The organism is Micromonospora jinlongensis, from assembly GCF_013410645.1.
GTDB classification, from domain to species: Bacteria; Actinomycetota; Actinomycetes; order Mycobacteriales; family Micromonosporaceae; genus Micromonospora; species Micromonospora zamorensis.
In genome coordinates, this window is the sequence record NZ_JACCHK010000001.1 from 6487181 (window position 1) to 6503228 (window position 16048).

The following is a 16048-nucleotide window of genomic DNA, read 5'->3' on the forward strand; positions in this document are numbered from 1 at the left end:
GTCAGCCGGCCGGTCCTCTTCAACAGCTAGGGGAGTCCTTCGATGAAACAGGCGCAGATCGTCATCGACGCCGCGGGCGGGGCGGGCGGCGGTGCCGGACGTCTCAAGACCGAACTCGACGCCTTCCTCGCCGATGGCACCGCCCCGATCCGGGTCATCGGGCGGGACCGCCACCTCACGCCGTCGTGGCTGGTGCGGCGCGAGGTCGCCGCCGTGGGCACCCCCGTGGTCGTCTCGCTGAACAACGTCTCGTTCGCCTGGCGCGGCGCCGAGCGGCGGGTGCTGGTGCACAACGCCCTGCATTTCCTGGCACCCACCGAGGGGCGACTGTTGGCGCTGCAACCCCGGTCGCTGCGGGCGCAGATTCCCGTGGTCCGGCGGATGCTGCATCGGGCCGACGTGATCGCCGTACCGTGTTCGGCCATGGCGCGACGGGTCGCCGACCGGGTGCCGGCGGTACGCGACCGGCTGCTGGTGCTCGCGAACCCGGTGAGCCCGGTCGGCCCCCGGGTGCCCACGGACGAGGTGTCGATCCTCGTCCCGATCGTGCCGTCACCGTTCAAGAACGTGGTCGCGGAGCTCCGCGTGCTGCTCGCCGCGCTGGACCGACGCCAGCACCCGGCCCGGGTACGGATGACCGCGCACCCCCACGAACTGCCGGAAGACCTGGCCCGGCATCCGCGACTGGACCTGCTGGGGCAGCTGCCGCACCACGAACTCTCCGAACACTGGCGCCGGACGACGGCTGTCTTCTTCCCGTGCCTGGTGGAGTCCTTCGGCTACCCGTTGGCCGAGGCACGCGTCTACGGCCTGCCCGTGCTGGCACCGGACAGCGAGCAGTCCCGTGAGGTCGCGGGCAGTGCCCTGACCCCGTACCGCACTGCGGACGTGGCGAGCCTCGCTGATGCGCTCGACGAGATAGACCGGGCGGTGGTCCCGGAACCGGACGCGTTCGAGCGGGGCGCGTACTTCACCCGGCTGCTGGGACTGGACCGGGAGCGTCCGGGCCGCCAGGTCGACAGGTCGGCGGCAGCCGCGTCACGGGCGGTCCGACCGTGACGCGGAGCCGGACGGCAGCGCGAGGGGGCGCAATGCGCGAGGACGCGGTCGGTAGCGCCGACGTCGGCGTCGGCCCGGGGAGTCGGGCCGACGACGGTTCGTGCCGGGTGTTGCGGGTCCTCGGTGAGCTGAACTTCGGGGGTACGGAGATGCGGACCGCCGAGTTGCTGCCCCGTCTCGCGGCCGCCGGGACGGAGGTCCACTTCGTGACGCTCAGCGACCGGATCGGGCCCGGGCCCCTGGCCGAGGCGGCCGTCCGGCACGGTGGGTCGGTCATCCCGATCCCGCTCGATGCCCGGTTCCCGCTGCGCTTCCTCCGGCTGCTGCGGCGGCTGCGCCCGGACGTGGTGCACGTGGACTGCGCGAACTTCTCCGGCGTGCTTCTCTGCCTCGCGCTGCTCGGCCGCGTACCGACCCGGGTCGCCCACTTCCGGGGTGACGACAACCAGCACCGCAGCCTGCGTCGGCGGGCGCAGCGTTGGGTCTGGAGACAGCTCCTGCGAGCGTCGGCCACCGACATCCTCGGCGTCTCGCCCAGCGCTCTCACCTGTGGCTATCACCGGGCGTGGCGCGACGACCCGCGGTGTCAGGTCGTGCTCAACGGTCTGGACCTCGACCGGCTCCACCGGCCGACCGGCCACCACCTCCGGGCCCTGACTGGGGCCGGCCCGGACGACCTGCTCTGCGTGAGCGTGGGCCGGGCCTCGCCGGAGAAGCGGCGCTGGCTCCTGCCACCGATCCTGGCTGGTCTGCGCGATCAGGGCGTCGACGCCCACGTCGTCCTCATCGGCCCCTCGGATGACAACGACGAAGCCCGCGTGCGAGCCGCCGCCGCCGAACACGGCGTCGCCGACCGGGTGCACCTGCTCGGCCCACGCGACGACGTGGGCGGCCTGCTCCGCCAGGCCGACGTTGTCGTACACCCGTCCTGCCTGGAAGGCCTGCCGGGCGGCGTGCTGGAACCCATCGCCCTGGGGATCGGCACGGTCGCCGCCGACCTGCCCGGTGTGCGCTTCATCGACGAGCACCTGCCCGGAGTCACCATCGTCGACACCGACGCGGCGCCGGCGGTGTGGGCGGCGGCGGTGGCGAGCGCCGCCGGCCACACCATGGCGACCGATCCCGACACGGCCGGCAGACGCTTCCAGTCGAGCCCCTTCGCGATCGAAGCGGCAGTCGAGACGCACCTGGCGATCTACCGGCGGCGGCTGCCCGAAGGCCTGCCGTCCGTACCTGTTGCCAAGAACAGAAGTCGGCTGCCCGCCGCTTCGGAACGGTGAGACAGATGAACGACCAGACGACGGTGCTCGGAACCGACAACGGGACGCACGACGGCCCGGCGCGGCGGGCAGGGCAGCCACGTCCGCTCCTGATCGGCCACTACCGCTTCCCGTACGGTGACGCCACCTCCAACCGGTTGCTGCAACTCGCCCGGTGTGCGGCCCCGCACGGCACGCACACCCTGGTGGTCAACGACTGGCCGTCCGACGGGTCCGCGCCACCGCAGCGCGACGAGGTCCCGGGCATCGAGCTGATCACGCTGCGGACCCCGGGAGGGAACCGCGTCACCCGGATGTCGGCCCGCCTCGCCCGTCCGGTGCGGGTGCTGCGGGCGATGCGCCGTCGGGGGGTGGTGCGCGGTGACGTTTCGGTGGTGCTGTTGCCGATGGCCATGATGACCCTGGGCAACTGGGCGGTCCTGCGGTTCGCGCTGCGCTGCCCGGTGGTGGTGGACGCGAGCGAGCGGCACGATCGTCGCCAGTTCCGGCGCGGTTGGCTGGCCCCTTACTTCGTTCGGCATCGCTGGTCGACGTTCCTGGCCACCCGCCTCGTCCACCGGGTCATCGCCGTCTCGACCACCCTCGGCGGCTATTTCGAACGGCGTGGCCTCGACGTGCTGGTGGTGCCGCCGCAGGTGGACTGCGACGAGTTCGCCGAGCCGCGGCCGTCGTCGCTGACCGGCGGGCTACGGTTGCTGTACGCCGGCACTCCCGGCCGTAAGGACATGCTCGACGTCATCCTCCGTGGGATCAGCCGACTGTCACCGCAGGACCAGGCGCGGGTACGCCTCACCATCGCCGGGGTCAGCCGCCAGGACGCCGCCGCTCTGTCCGACCTGGACGTCTCGGTGCTGGACTCGATGTCGGCCGAGGTGACGTTCCTCGGCCGGGTGCCTCGCGACACGGTGCTCACTCTGCTGTCCGAGGCGCACTTCTCGCTGCTGGTGCGCCCCACCGGGGGGTACGCCGCCCACGGCTTCCCGTCCAAGGTGCCGGAGAGCCTCTCCGCCGGATGTCCGGTGATGCTCAACTACACCAGCGACCTCGCCGCGTACGTGCGGGACGGGGTGGAGAGCCTCGTGCTCGACGGCAACGGTCCGGAGGACGTCCAGCGCGGCATCGAGCGGGCGTTGCGCCTGCGGGACGAGGACTGGGCGGCGATGAGCCGAGCGGCCCGCAGGACGGCCCGCGAGTCCTTCGACCACCGGGCCTGGCGGGCACGGGTGACGGCCTTCCTCGGTCCGACCGGCCCGGCGAGCTGACGCGCGGGTTCCGAAACGACCGACGGCCGCCCCGGTGGGGCGGCCGTCCGGCATTCCTGGCCGGGCCTTATCGCACGGGCACCCGTTCCCGCCGGTTCGAACCGGGCGCACCGGTCGGCTGTCGCCGACCCGTCGAGCTGTGCGGGTACGGCCCGCCGTTCGAACGCGCCGAGATGTACACGGCGGCGGGGACCCCGGAGACGTGGCGCCCCGAGCGGGTCTTCACCAGGACGCCGGCCACGGCCAGCCAGAACACGTACGGGTAGGGCTGGCCCATGCCGAACATCGTCGACTCGGTGACCTGGATCAGCAGGCCGGTGACGATGAGCCAGACCAGACCCGAGTTGAGTGCCCCGATGGGCGCCAGCAGCACCGCCCGCATCGCGGCGAGCAGGAGCAGGAGCAGCGGGGCGACGCCGATGACCCCCAGCTCCAGGAGCCACTGCAGGTAGCTGTTGTGCACGAGGTTGACGCTGACGTCGAAGAAGCCGTTCTGGCGGGTCTGTTCGAACAGGTGGATTCCGGACGAGTAGCCGAAGCCCAGCGTCGGGCGGCTCTGCCACAGCTCGTAGGCCGCCTGCCAGGTCTGGGTTCGTCCGTTGGAGAGATCGCCGTTGTCGGGGTCGGTGAACCGGGCGGCGAAGGTCTGCGCCCAGGTCGAACCCACGACGCTGGGGAGCATGCCGAACAGGTACGCCAACCCCAGGCCCCCGACCGCTACCACCAGCAGGCGTGCCATCGGCCCGGCTCCGTGCCGCAGCACCACCCAGAGCCCGCCGACGACGACGGCGATCAACGCGGTGCGGGACTCGGTGAGGGGGACGGCGATGAGCGCCGGCACGACGCCGAGCAACTGTGTTCGCTTGCGCGACTGCTGGTAGAGCGCCCAGCCGAGCGGAATCGTCAGGGCACAGATGATGCTCAGCATGTTCGGGTTGGCGTACAGGCCCTGGAACCGGTCGTTGAAGGAGGTGGCCGACGCCCGCCCGGCGATCCCGTAGCCGAGACTGGCCACGAGCGACAGGCTGAGCACCGCGTAGACCACGTGCAGGTCTGTGGCCACGGCCGCTGTGTCGACCCACCGGCGGCGCAGCAACACGTGGGCCAGCGCGGCGAGGAGCAGCAGCGCGACGCCCTGCTGGAGGGTGTGCAGCGGGGCGATCGACCACACGCTGCTCAGCGTGGCCAGCGCCGCGGTCGCCCAGAGCGCGGCGATGAACAGGCGTGTCCAGTTGTCGGCTGGCCGGACCCGGCGGTCCCGCCCGACCAACGCGCAGACGATCAGGCAGCCGACCGCGACGTACCGCGCGTAGAAGCTGAAGGTGACCAGCGACGGCATGTTCGACGAGGCGCAGACCAGCAGGATCGTCGCCACGGCCAGGATCCGTCGGAAGGCGTCGAGTCGCCGCGTGAGATAGAGCGCGGCGAGCAGGAGCGCCACACCGGCGGCGATGATGGGTTCGTCCAGGGCAAAGGCGGTCGTGACCGCCGTGAGACAGACTGCCCCGACGACGAGGGCGACGAGGCCAAGGCGTTCTACCACGTGATGTCCTTCGGCTCCTGCCGGCCTGGATCGGCGTCGGCGGGTGGTCCTGGTCGATGTGTCAGCGGAGAGGCCGGCCGGCAGCCGACCCCTGGTGTACGTGCGGTCAGACCGGCGTGGTCTGTCGGCTCACCAGTGCGTCGGGGATGCTCCACCTGGCTCGCGCGTCGTGCATCAGTCGGATCATGTCCGGCCAGGCCGGCGGCCGGTAACCGGTGGCGTGCGCCAACGCGTCGGCGCGCATCGACCGGTCAATCACGAAGTCGACGTCCGGCAGCAACTCGCCCCGCCAGCCGTACACGTCGGCGACCAGCCGGAGGAGGTCGTACTTCGAGATGGGCTCCGCGGCGAGGTGGTACAGCCCGGTCAGGTCCTCGCGGGGCAGGATGACCTCGCGCAGCAGTCGGGCGAACTCAACGGTCGTCACTCCGCTGTAGATCGCCCTGGTGAACCCGCGCACCAGACCCTGTTGGGAGAGGAACCAGTCCAGCAGTGACCGGTTGGTGGTCAACTCGTGCCCGATGATCGAGGTGCGCAGGGTGAGCGCGGGAGCCGACCTGGTCTCGCCCAGCAATTTGGACTGCCCGTAGAGGTCGGGTGGGTCCGGCAGGTCGTCCTCCAGGTAGCCACCGCGCTTGCCAGAAAACACGCAGTCGGTGCTGATGTGCACGAGCCGGTTGCCGAGTTGAGCGCAGGCATGGGCCAGCAGGTGCGGGAAGATCGCATTGAGCATCACCGTGTGGACGGCGTCCTGGACATCCGGACGCTGCTTGATCACGCCGACACAGTTGACGACGACGTCCGGGCGGATGTCGTCGATCACCTGTCGCACCTGGTCGAACCGGCTGACGTCGAGGGCGGGGGTGATCCGGGCGAGCAGGTCGGGCGAGAAGAGGTGCGCGCGGCCCTCCATGCTCCGCGCGGCGCCGTACACGTCGAGCCCCGGATCCTCACTCAGCTCCCGGACGAGTGCGTGGCCCAGCATCCCGGTCGCTCCGAGGACGAGGACGCGTCGGGTCATCGTGACTCCTTGTCCCGGCGGGTGTCGCTCCTGGCCCGCCGTGCCGCTTCGGTGAGCAGGTCGGCGAGGACCTGCACGTTGGTCGCCTGACTCATGTGGGTCAGGTAGTGGTGCCGGCCCGCCCGTCCCATCGCCCGGAGCCGCGACCGCGGCGTCTGCCTGGCCTGCCGGACGACCTCGGCCAGGCTCGCCGGGTCCTCGGGTCGGGCGTCGAAGCCGGCGCCGGCGTGCCGGACGACCCGGGCGGCGTCGCCGGGCGCGCAGGCGAGCACGGGTTGGCCGCAGGCCAGGATCGACTGGACCTTGCTGGGCAGGGTGATGCTGAACAGCGGATCGTTCGCCAGGGACACGAGATGCAGGTCAGCGGCTGCCATCCGGGCCGCCAAGCGGTCCGGCGGGACCGGGTCGAGGAAGTGGACGTGACCGGGTCGGCTCCGCGCCGCCTGCGCGATCAACGCGTCCTTCTCCACCCCGTCGCCGACCAGGACCAGGTGGACGTCGGGCAGGTCGTGCAGCCGGGCCACAGCGTCGATCACGGTGTCGAGTCGCTGCGCCGGGCCGTGGTTGCCCGCGTACATCAGCACGAAGTCGTCGTCGTGCAGGCCGAGCCGGGCGCGTAGGCCGGGCTCCGGTTCGGTCGGCTGCATGACCTTCTCGTCGGCCCAGTTGTAGACCACCGAGACCTTCTCGGCCGGGACGCCCCGGGCGATGATCGTGTCCCGCAGGCCGGGCGCCGGGACCGTGACGTGATCGGCCCAGCGGTACGTCCGGTCCGTGAACCAGCCGAGGCTCGCCTCCGCGAGCCGGCGGGCCACCCCGTCGGTGAGGAACCCCGTGGCGAAGATGGAGTCCGGCCAGAGGTCCAGCACCATGGTCACGTACGGGGTGCCCCAGCGTCGCCGTGCCGTCATGGCCGCGGCCGTGGCGGTAACCGGCGAGGAGTAGACCAGAGCGACGTCGGCGGCGCGCAGCACGGACGCGCCGAGCAGGGACGAGGACGCCGCCCAGCTCAGGTAGTTGGCGGCCCGGCCGACCGCGGACCGGTCGTGGCTCGGGTGCAGGGGCGTACGGACGACCCGGGAGCCGTCGCGCAGCTCGACGGTCCGTCGGCGGGCCGAGTATCCGTCGTACACGACGCCCTTCGGATAGTTCGGCACCCCGGTGAGCACGTCGACGTCGAAGCCCTGTCGGCGCAGCGAGTCGCTGATGCCTTCGGCGAAGGGCGCCGGTTCCGGGGGGAACCACTGACTGACCAGTGCGACCCGGTCAGGCCGTCCGCCACTTCTGGCCGGGGCGCTCACGCCGCGACGGCGTCGAGGTGCGCCCGCACCTCCGGCAGGTTCAGCAGCAGCGACTCGATCTCCGGAACGACGAGACGCCGGGTGTTGTGCGAGTTGAAGTCCTGGGTGCCCCGGTCGACGCTGCCCTCGTCGAAGTAGAGGGCGTAGTTGAGGTCCCGGCTGTCCACCGGCACCCGGAGGAACTCCCCGAAGTCCTCGGCGCGGGACAGGTCCTCGCGGCTGGCGAGGGTCTCGTAGAGCTTCTCGCCATGCCGGATCCCGAGGACGTTCATCTTGACGGGGACCCCGAACAGGTTGCACAGCGCCGTCGCCAGGTCGCCGATGGTGCAGGCGTCGGCCTTGCGGATGAAGATGTCGCCGGGCTGGCCGTGCCGGAAGGCGTGCTCCACCAGGTCCACTGACTCTTCGAGCGACATCAGGAAGCGGGTCATCGTCGGCTCGGTCACCGTCAGCGGTGTCCCCTTGCGGATCTGGTCGATGAACAGCGGAATCACCGAGCCCCGCGAGTACATGACGTTGCCGTAGCGCACACAGCAGACGCGGGTCCGGGCGGCCGGGTTGTTGCGCGCGTGGGCCTGCGCCACCTTCTCCATGAGCGCCTTGGTCATGCCCATCGCGTTGACCGGGTAGACCGCCTTGTCGGTGCTCAACAGCACCAGCGCTTCGACGCCGTTGCGCTCGCAGGCGTCCACGACGTTGGCGCTGCCCAACACGTTGGTCCGTAGCGCCTCCAGGGGAAAGAACTCACAGGAGGGGACCTGCTTGAGAGCAGCGGCGTGGAAGACGAATTCGGTGTCCCGACTGGCCTTGGCCACGGAGTCGTAATCGCGTACGTCGCCGACGTAGTAGCGGACCCGGTCGTCGCGGATGCGGTGCCGCATCGCGTCCTGCTTCGACTCGTCGCGGCTGAGTACCCGCACCTCGGAGGCCCCGGCGTCGAGCAGGCGACGGACCATGGTCTGCCCGAAGGAGCCGGTCCCGCCGGTGATCAGGAAACGTCGGTCCGAAAGCGAGGAAATCACTTCTCCTCCAGCCCTCTCCGCCGTTTCAGGGGAGTTCGCAGTTTTCATAGATCCGGACCATACCGTCCTAAGCAGACCAATGACCCGGGAAGCCGGATAACCGCTGACAAATTTGGTAAGCGACTAATTTTCATTAAAAATGCCGCTACCACCGGCTATCTCGACTCGTTTGTCCAACGATCGAATTGCCGGCCCGAGACGGAGTCCGGCGCAGTCATCGGCGAAGGGTGGACACATGACACGGGTGATGACCGTGGTAGGGACCCGACCAGAGATCATCCGACTGTCCCGGATCATGACCGCGCTCGACGAGACCGTGGAGCACGTGCTGGTCCACACCGGGCAGAACTGGGACGCGACCCTCTCCGACGTCTTCTTCAAGGAGTTGGGGCTGCGGGAGCCGGACCGGTCGCTGCGGGTGGACACGTCCTCGCTGGGACGGGTTCTGGGCGGCGTGCTGACCGGGATGGAGACGGCCATCACCGAGCTGAGGCCGGACGCGCTCCTGGTCCTCGGCGACACGAACAGCAGCATCGCCGCCCTGATGGCACGGCGGATGCGAGTGCCCGTCTATCACATGGAGGCCGGCAACCGTTGCTTCGACCTCAACGTCCCGGAAGAGACCAACCGGCGTCTGGTCGACCACATCGCCGACTTCAACCTGGTCTACACCGAGCACGCCCGGCGCAACCTGCTCGCCGAAGGGCTTCATCCGCGCCGCATCCTGCACACCGGCTCGCCCATGCGTGAGGTGCTGGACCACTACGCCGCGGACATCGAGGGTTCCGGGATCCTGCGCCAACTCGGCCTCGAACCCGACGGCTATTTCGTGGTCAGTGCTCACCGGGAGGAGAACGTCGACCAGCCTGCCCGGCTGCGTCGGCTGCTCGACTGCCTCCGCGTCGTACGGCAGACCTGGGGGCTGCCGGTGCTCGTCTCCACCCACCCCCGCACGCGAAAGCGGCTGGAGGCCCTGACCGACGTCGACCTCAGCGCCGACGGCATCACCTTCCACGAGCCGTTCGGTCTGTTCGACTACGTACGCCTGCAGAGCCAGGCCCGGTGCACCCTCTCCGACAGCGGCACCATCAGTGAGGAGGCGGCGATCCTCGGCTTCCCGGCGGTCACCCTGCGCGACTCGATGGAACGTCCGGAGGCACTCGACGCGGGCGGAATCATCATGACCGGCCTCGACCCGGAGGGCGTGGTCGAGGCCATCGGGGTCACCGTCGCCCAGGTCGAGGCGCGAGGGGTGCCCTGTCCGGTCGACTACCAGGTGCCGGACACCTCCCGGCGGGTGGTCGACTTCATCCTCTCCACGGTCCGCCGGCACCACGACTGGGCGGGCATCCGCCGCTGAGACCGGGTCGCCATCAGGGCCGGCCACCGCGTACCTGCGGTCGCCGGCCCTGATGCGTCAGCCCGGTCGTGCGATCAGCGTGACTGCAGCGGTACGCCCAGGGGGCCTTCCACCACCGGGTCGGTCGGCTGGGTGCAGAGCAGTGCGAGGTGCTCGACGACCTTCGCCGCGTCCTCGTACGGGTCGAGCCCGCTGACCTCCATCGGGTCGAGCGGCGGCACGGCCACGTGGGACACCAGAGGGTGCAGTGGTCGGGTGTCGACCTCGCCGGTCCCGAGCAGATCCTCGTGCAGCTTCTCGCCGGGCCGCAGACCGGTGTAGACGATGGGCACGGAACTGGATGCCTGGTCGGCCATCTGGCGTGCCAGGTCGACGATCCGCACCGGGTCGCCCATGTCGAGCACCAGCGCCTCCCCGTCCCGGCCGATCTCGGCGGCCTGCAGCACCAGGTGGACGGCCTCCTGCAGGGTCATCAGGTAGCGGGTGACGTCCGGGTGGGTGACGGTCAGCGGCTTGCCGGTCTCGATCTGCCGTTGGAAGGCCGTCACCACCGAGCCGCGGCTGCTCAGCACGTTGCCGAACCGGACGCTGAGGAACGTGCCGGGGAACCGGGACGCGGCGTGTGCGGTCAACCGCTCGGTGATCCGCTTCGAGTAGCCGAGGACGCTGATCGGATCGGCGGCCTTGTCCGTGGAGATGTTGACGAACTTCGCCACGTCCTGGCAGGCGTCCAGCACCGAGAGGGTGCCCCAGACGTTGGTCTTGATCGCCTCGCCCGGGTGCCGCTGCAGCAGCGTCAGGTGCTTGAGCGCCGCCGCGTGGAAGATGATCTCCGGCCGGCGCTCCCGGATGATCCGCCGAATTCCCTCGTCGTCACGAAGGTCGGCGAGGATCAGCTCGGGCCCGTCCAGCATGGCCCGCCCGGCGAGCGACATCTGAAGACTGTGCAGGGCCGACTCGTCCCGGTCTAGCATCATCAGCTCGCCCGGGTTGGCCTTCATCACCTGGCGGCACAGCTCGGAGCCGATCGACCCGCCGGCGCCGGTGACCAGGATCCGCCGGCCGGTCAGGCTGTTGGTGCTCAGCGGCAGGTCACCGATCACCTGCCGGCGGCCGAGCAGGTCGCTGACCTGCACGTCCCGGACGTCGGTGACGGTGATCCGGTGGTCGACCAGGTCCCGCACCGGTGGCAGCACCTTGAAGACCGCGCCGGCCTCCAGGGTGGCCTCGCGGATCTGGCGGATCAGCGCGGCGTCCGCGTTGGCCACCGAGAAGATCACGGTGGTGGCGCCGGTACGCCGGACCGAGGTGGCGACGTCCTGCCGTCCACCCAGCACGCGCACGGCGCCGATGCGCAGGTCGCGCTTGTCGGGGTCGTCGTCGAGCGCGCCGACCGGCAGGTACCGGCCGCGCGGGTCGCTGAGCATGGCGCGGAGCAGGCCCTGGCCGGCGTCACCCATCCCGAAGAGCAGCACGGGCGTCGACGACCGGACGTCCGGCCGCATGGCGAGGTCGCGCCGGTGCCGGTACGCGAACCGGGCGCCGAGCATGAAGAGCAGGGCCAGCGCGCCGCCGACCAGAGGGGTGCTCGCCGGAACCGGTCGCTCGCCGGACGGCAGCAGGGCGAGCAGCACGATGCCCCCCGTCGTGATGGCGGTCCCGGCGACGCCCTGAACCTCTTGCAGACTGCCCAGCGGGTGCCGTCCGGAGTAGAGCCGGCGTAGCGCCGCCACCGCCACGTGTACGACCGCCGCCACGACGCCGACCGCTGCTGCCCGACCCAGTTGACCCGGGGGGAGTTGGAACTCGAACCGGGTCCACGCGGCGGTGACGAATCCACCGACCCAGGCGGTGGTGTCGGTGGCGAGGAACCCGGCCGTGCGCTGACGGGCCCTGGCCCGCCGCGCCTGCCGGTCCGCGCGCTGCGTGTTCTCGGTGTCCTGCGGCATGTGCTGGCTCCCTGTCCCGTCGCGCGCTTCTTCCGCCCACACGGCGGAAGAAGCCTCTAGGCTCTTTGTTCTTGTTACATGCCAAAGTGGCGCTGTTGGGCGCTTTCGGTGTTTGCGAGCTGAATAGGCGGTAGGTCCGGTACTTCAGCGGGCCGGAACGCCCTTGACCGTCACCTGGTCGGGTACGTCCCGGACGACGCAGGCACCTGCCCCGACCGTGCTGTCCCGCCCGATCCGCAGGCCCTGGAGCACCGCGGCGGTGGTCCCGACCAGCACGCCCTCGGCCAGGTGGCAGTCACCGGATACCGCGGCGAGCGGGTTGACCGAGACGTAGTCCGCGAGGCGGCTGTCGTGGCCGACGGTGGCGTTCTGGTTGAGATGGACGTGCCGGCCGAGGGTGACGTTCGTGGTGACCCTGGCTCCCGCGAAGGCCACGAAACCCGGCCCGTACTCGGTGTCCGGCCCGATGGTGGCGTCCGGGTGGACGAGACTCGCGGCCTCGGTGTCGTACCCGTCGATCCGGCCGCCGATGACGCGGCGGATCCGGGGATCGCCGATGCCGATGAGGTGTCGGGTGGCCGGGGGCGCGTCGCGCAGCCAGGCCACGTCCCCGAGGTACGGCACGTCGAGTCGCTGCAACCGTTTCAGGTTCTCTTCGCTGGGTCGGTCGTCGACGACGCCCAGCAGTTGCCAGATCGGCCGGCTGGCGGCCTCGTTCACTGCCCGGGCGATGGTCAGCACCTCCCGGCCGTGGCCGCCGCAACCGACCACCACCAGTCCCGTTGTCACGCCGCGGGCCCTCCCGTTTGAGCGGCCAGGAACTCGTCGATCGCGGCCAGCACGCGTGCGATCTGCGGCTCGGTCAGGGCGCTCCCGCTGGGCAGAGTGAGCCCGTCGGCGAAGAGCCGCTCCGCCGCGCCGGTGAGCAGGCTCTCCGCGCCGGCGTGCAGGGGCTGAAGGTGCATCGGCTTCCACACCGGCCGGGTCTCGATGTCCCGCTCGGCCAGGTGGGCCGCCAGGTCGTCGGCCTGCCAACCACACCGCTCCCGCTCGACGGTGATGACGGTGAGCCAGCAGTTCGACTCGGTGTCCTCGGCGCCGAGCAGCTGGACGCCCGGCACCGGGGCGAAGAGCTTGGCGTAGTGGTCGCGCAGCTGACGGCGTCGCGCGATCATCTCGTCCAGCCGGAGCAACTGGGCCCGGCCGAGCGCCGCGAGGAGGTTGCTGAGCCGGTAGTTGTAGCCGGTCTCCCGGTGCTCGTAGTGCCGCGCCGGTTCGCGGGCCTGGGTGGAGAGGTGGCGGGCCCGGTCGAGAAGTGCGACGTCGTCGCTCACCAGCATCCCGCCGCCGGAGGTGGTCATGATCTTGTTGCCGTTGAACGACAGCACGCCGGCGTGCCCGAAGGAGCCGGCGGGCTGTCCCCGGTGACTCGCCCCGAGCGCCTCCGCGGCGTCCTCCACCAGGGGGACCTCGGCCTCGGCGCAGACCGGGGCCAGCGAGAGGTAGTCGACGCAACTGCCGAACATGTCCACCGGGACGATCGCGCCGACCCGCTCGCCGCGCGATCGCAGCCGACGCAGCAGGTCGGCGGTGAGATCGACGTCGAGGTTGCCGGTCCTGGGGTCGCAGTCGACGAAGACCGGACGCGCGCCGATGTAGTGGACCGCGTTCGCGGTGGCGACGAAGGTGAGCGTGGGCACGATGACCACGTCACCAGGCCTCACGCCGACGCCGAGCAGGGCCAGGTGCAGGGCGGCGGTGCCGGAGCTGACCGCCACGGCTCCGTTGGTGCCGACCCGCTCGGCGATGTCGTGCTCGAAGGCCTGCAGGTCCGGGCCGGCCGGCGCCACCCAGCCGGAACGCAGGGCCGCGACCAGGTACGACTCTTCGAGAGGGCCGACGTCGGGCGGGGACAGGTGGATCGTCTGGCTCATCGGCCGGCTCCCCCGAGGGTCGTCACGCCGGTGTCCGGTCGCGCTGCGGAGGTGCCGGACGTCGGGGCGGCGTACCGAGGAACTCCGGCGCGGTCGCGGACCCGGCCGCGTTGATTCCCTCGCGGCGCAGCACGGTCCGCACGGTCGCGGCGAGAATCGACAGATCCACCCGGAGGTTGTGGCTCTCCACGTACCGCACGTCGAATTCCAACTTCTCCTCCCAGCTCAAGCTGTTGCGCCCCCGCACCTGGGCCAACCCGGTGACGCCGGGCCGGACCTCGTGCCGTCGGGCCTGGCGGGGGGAGTAGCGGCTGAGATATTCGGGCAGCAGCGGGCGCGGGCCGACCAGGCTCATGTCGCCCCGCAGCACGTTCCAGAGCGTGGGCAGCTCGTCCAGGCTGGTGGCGCGCAGCCAACGCCCGAGCGGGGTGAGTCGATCGCGGTCTCCGACCAGGCCGAGGTTCAGGTTGGGTGGCCGCATGGTGCGGAACTTGACCATCTCGAATGGTTGTCCGTGCAGTCCGGCGCGGCACTGGCGGAAGAGCACCGGGCGACCGAGACCCATCGCGACCAGAGCCGCCACCACGATCAGCAACGGCGTGACCAGGACGAGAAGGACCGCCGCCACGATGACGTCGGCGACTCGCTTGCCCCGCTTCGGGCTGGACCGGGGCAGTGACAGATCGGCGTCCACGAGACCATCAGGCACCGGCACGGTGTGACCTCCCACACGATTTACACAAAAGGTACTCATTTGTCATATCAGGTACACATGACGCGGTGTCACCGAATCGCGACAGTCAGTCCGCATTCCCCCGATCAACCCCGAAACCCCGTACTCGGACACGGCCAGATCAGCGGCCTTGTGCAGCTCCTGGCGTCGAAGGGCCGGGCGGTAGAGTCGCGACGGCCGGTCAGGCGAGGGAAGAACTGGCCGGTCGGGCGAGGGGGATGGCGTGCTGCACCTGAGGGTGATCGCCCCGGTGGACCGGTCGACGGAGGTCGTCGACCTGCTCTCCGCGGAGGCGGGGGTGACTCACCTCGCCGTGCTGCCTGGTGCCGCTCGGCAACCACCGGGTGATCTCATCCTCTGCGACGTGGTGCGGGAGAGCGCCGACCGCGTGCTGCGGGAGTTGCGGCGGATCGGCGTGGACACCAGCGGCGGCATCGCGGCCGACGACGTCGAGCTGACCATCTCCGCGGCGGCCGACCGGGCGGCGGAGGAGGCACCGGGCAGCGGCGCGGACGCGGTGGTCTGGGACGAGATCGCCGCGAAGACCGGCGAGCAGACGGAACTGTCCGGCACCTACCTCGTGCTGATCGTGGTGGCCACCATGATCGCCGGCATCGGGGTGCTGCTGGACCAGCCGATTCTCATCGTCGGGGCCATGGTGGTCGGTCCGGAGTTCGGCCCCCTCGCCGCACTGTGCGTGGCGCTGCTGCGCCGCCAGCTCGGGGTGATCGGCCGCTCGGTGCAGGCTCTCGTGGTCGGGTTCCTGGCGGCCATGGTGGCGACCGTGCTGAGCACCTGGGCGCTGACCGCAGCTGGCCTGGTCAGTCGGGAGATGCTGCTCGCCGAACGCCCGCTCACCGACTTCATCTGGCGGCCGGACGCGCTGTCCTGGGTGGTCGGTCTACTCGCCGGCGTGGCCGGGATGCTCTCGTTGACATCGAAGAAGTCCGGCAGCCTGGTCGGGGTGCTGATCTCGGTGACCACGGTCCCGGCCGCCGCGAACGTGGCGGTGGCCGCCGCCTACGGAGCGTGGGACGAAGCGGGCGGCTCGGCCCTCCAACTGGTGATCAACCTGTCTGCGATCGTCCTGGCCGGGCTGCTCACCCTCGTGGTGCAGCAGGTCTGGTGGTGGGGTCTGGCTCGCCGGTCCCGTCGTCCAGCAACCGGGTGAGCAGCGTCCGCAACGGGATCGACTCACCGTCGCGGCCACCGGCCCCGACCACCAACGGCGCCGGGCTGGGCTCCGGGTCGACGCCGAACAGCCGGGCCCGCAGACCGCCGGGCACGGTCAGCAGGTGGAACCGGCCGTCCACGTCCACCGCCCGGGTCTCGGCCCGGTCGACGTACCAGCCGGTCAGCCTGGTCCGGTAGCGCCCGCGCCCGTCGTAACCCCGGGCAACCAGCCGGGTGGTGCGCAGCCCCCGCCGAGTCGCCTCGGCCACGAACCAGGCCACCAGCTTCGCCGCCTCGGCCTGCTCGGCGGCCCGCCGCCGCGCGTCCGCGTCGGCGTGCGCCCGCACCGCCTGCTGCCGCTGATCCCGCCACGTCCGGCCGTCCGGCTCAGTCACGACGCCGACGGTACGC

At 70.8% G+C, this 16048-nt stretch carries 14 protein-coding genes; 5 read left to right on the plus strand and 9 right to left on the minus strand.

Features of this window, described 5'->3' with window-relative positions; translation table 11 throughout:
- Window positions 1-42: 42 nt before the first annotated feature.
- From HNR22_RS29215 to HNR22_RS29225, 3 genes are read left to right on the plus strand one after another with little or no spacing between them, the layout of a single operon-like run.
- Entirely contained in the window at window positions 43-1059 is a 1017-nt protein-coding gene (locus HNR22_RS29215; protein ID WP_179783073.1) for a glycosyltransferase, read from the plus strand.
- Between the two features lie 32 nt (window positions 1060-1091).
- Window positions 1092-2339 carry a glycosyltransferase family 4 protein gene (locus HNR22_RS29220; protein ID WP_179783074.1) on the plus strand — a complete coding sequence of 416 codons (1248 nt, stop codon included), beginning with the start codon at window positions 1092-1094 and terminating at the stop codon, window positions 2337-2339.
- 5 nt (window positions 2340-2344) lie between these two features.
- A complete protein-coding gene (locus HNR22_RS29225; protein WP_179783075.1) occupies window positions 2345-3601 on the plus strand; it encodes a glycosyltransferase in 1257 nt (418 codons plus the stop codon).
- 67 nt (window positions 3602-3668) lie between these two features.
- Here the strand turns inward: HNR22_RS29225 and HNR22_RS31960 are convergent, their stop codons facing one another.
- The 4 genes from HNR22_RS31960 to HNR22_RS29245 all read right to left on the minus strand — a co-directional run bounded on the left by HNR22_RS31960 (window position 3669) and on the right by HNR22_RS29245 (window position 8488).
- Complete coding sequence (locus HNR22_RS31960; protein ID WP_179783076.1) at window positions 3669-5144, minus strand: O-antigen ligase family protein; 1476 nt, start codon at window positions 5142-5144, stop codon at window positions 3669-3671.
- Between the two features lie 106 nt (window positions 5145-5250).
- Window positions 5251-6165: a dTDP-4-dehydrorhamnose reductase family protein gene (locus tag HNR22_RS29235; protein ID WP_179783077.1), complete on the minus strand. Its 915-nt coding sequence runs from the start codon at window positions 6163-6165 to the stop codon at window positions 5251-5253.
- Window positions 6162-7466 carry a glycosyltransferase gene (locus tag HNR22_RS29240; protein WP_179783078.1) on the minus strand — a complete coding sequence of 435 codons (1305 nt, stop codon included), beginning with the start codon at window positions 7464-7466 and terminating at the stop codon, window positions 6162-6164. The genes HNR22_RS29235 and HNR22_RS29240 overlap by 4 nt, the downstream gene beginning before the upstream one ends.
- A complete protein-coding gene (locus HNR22_RS29245) occupies window positions 7463-8488 on the minus strand; it encodes a polysaccharide biosynthesis protein (protein ID WP_343060010.1) in 1026 nt (341 codons plus the stop codon). Before HNR22_RS29245 ends, HNR22_RS29240 begins: the two co-directional genes overlap by 4 nt.
- 235 nt (window positions 8489-8723) lie before the next feature.
- Here HNR22_RS29245 and wecB point away from each other — a divergent pair, with 235 nt between their 5' ends.
- Window positions 8724-9848 carry a non-hydrolyzing UDP-N-acetylglucosamine 2-epimerase gene (gene wecB / locus HNR22_RS29250; RefSeq protein ID WP_179783080.1) on the plus strand — a complete coding sequence of 375 codons (1125 nt, stop codon included), beginning with the start codon at window positions 8724-8726 and terminating at the stop codon, window positions 9846-9848.
- Between the two features lie 74 nt (window positions 9849-9922).
- Here wecB and HNR22_RS29255 read toward each other — a convergent pair whose 3' ends face one another.
- The 4 genes from HNR22_RS29255 to HNR22_RS29270 form a co-directional block, all read right to left on the minus strand.
- The gene (locus HNR22_RS29255) at window positions 9923-11797 is read right to left on the minus strand and encodes a nucleoside-diphosphate sugar epimerase/dehydratase (protein ID WP_179783081.1); all 1875 of its coding nucleotides are present in this window, start codon (window positions 11795-11797) and stop codon (window positions 9923-9925) included.
- Window positions 11798-11941: 144 nt separating this feature from the next.
- A complete protein-coding gene (locus tag HNR22_RS29260; protein WP_179783082.1) occupies window positions 11942-12586 on the minus strand; it encodes a NeuD/PglB/VioB family sugar acetyltransferase in 645 nt (214 codons plus the stop codon).
- Window positions 12583-13731: a DegT/DnrJ/EryC1/StrS family aminotransferase gene (locus HNR22_RS29265; RefSeq protein WP_179783083.1), complete on the minus strand. Its 1149-nt coding sequence runs from the start codon at window positions 13729-13731 to the stop codon at window positions 12583-12585. Before HNR22_RS29265 ends, HNR22_RS29260 begins: the two co-directional genes overlap by 4 nt.
- A 22-nt stretch (window positions 13732-13753) precedes the next feature.
- Window positions 13754-14440, minus strand: coding sequence for a sugar transferase (locus tag HNR22_RS29270; RefSeq protein WP_343060011.1), 687 nt, complete (start codon window positions 14438-14440; stop codon window positions 13754-13756).
- Window positions 14441-14687: 247 nt separating this feature from the next.
- On the opposite strand from HNR22_RS29270, the gene HNR22_RS29275 reads away from it, so the two are divergent.
- Complete coding sequence (locus tag HNR22_RS29275; RefSeq protein WP_179783085.1) at window positions 14688-15635, plus strand: DUF389 domain-containing protein; 948 nt, start codon at window positions 14688-14690, stop codon at window positions 15633-15635.
- Here the strand turns inward: HNR22_RS29275 and HNR22_RS29280 are convergent.
- Window positions 15565-16032 (minus strand): hypothetical protein, encoded by a 468-nt coding sequence (locus tag HNR22_RS29280; RefSeq protein ID WP_179783086.1) that lies wholly within the window; start codon window positions 16030-16032, stop codon window positions 15565-15567. The genes HNR22_RS29275 and HNR22_RS29280 overlap by 71 nt on opposite strands.
- Window positions 16033-16048 lie beyond the last annotated feature (16 nt).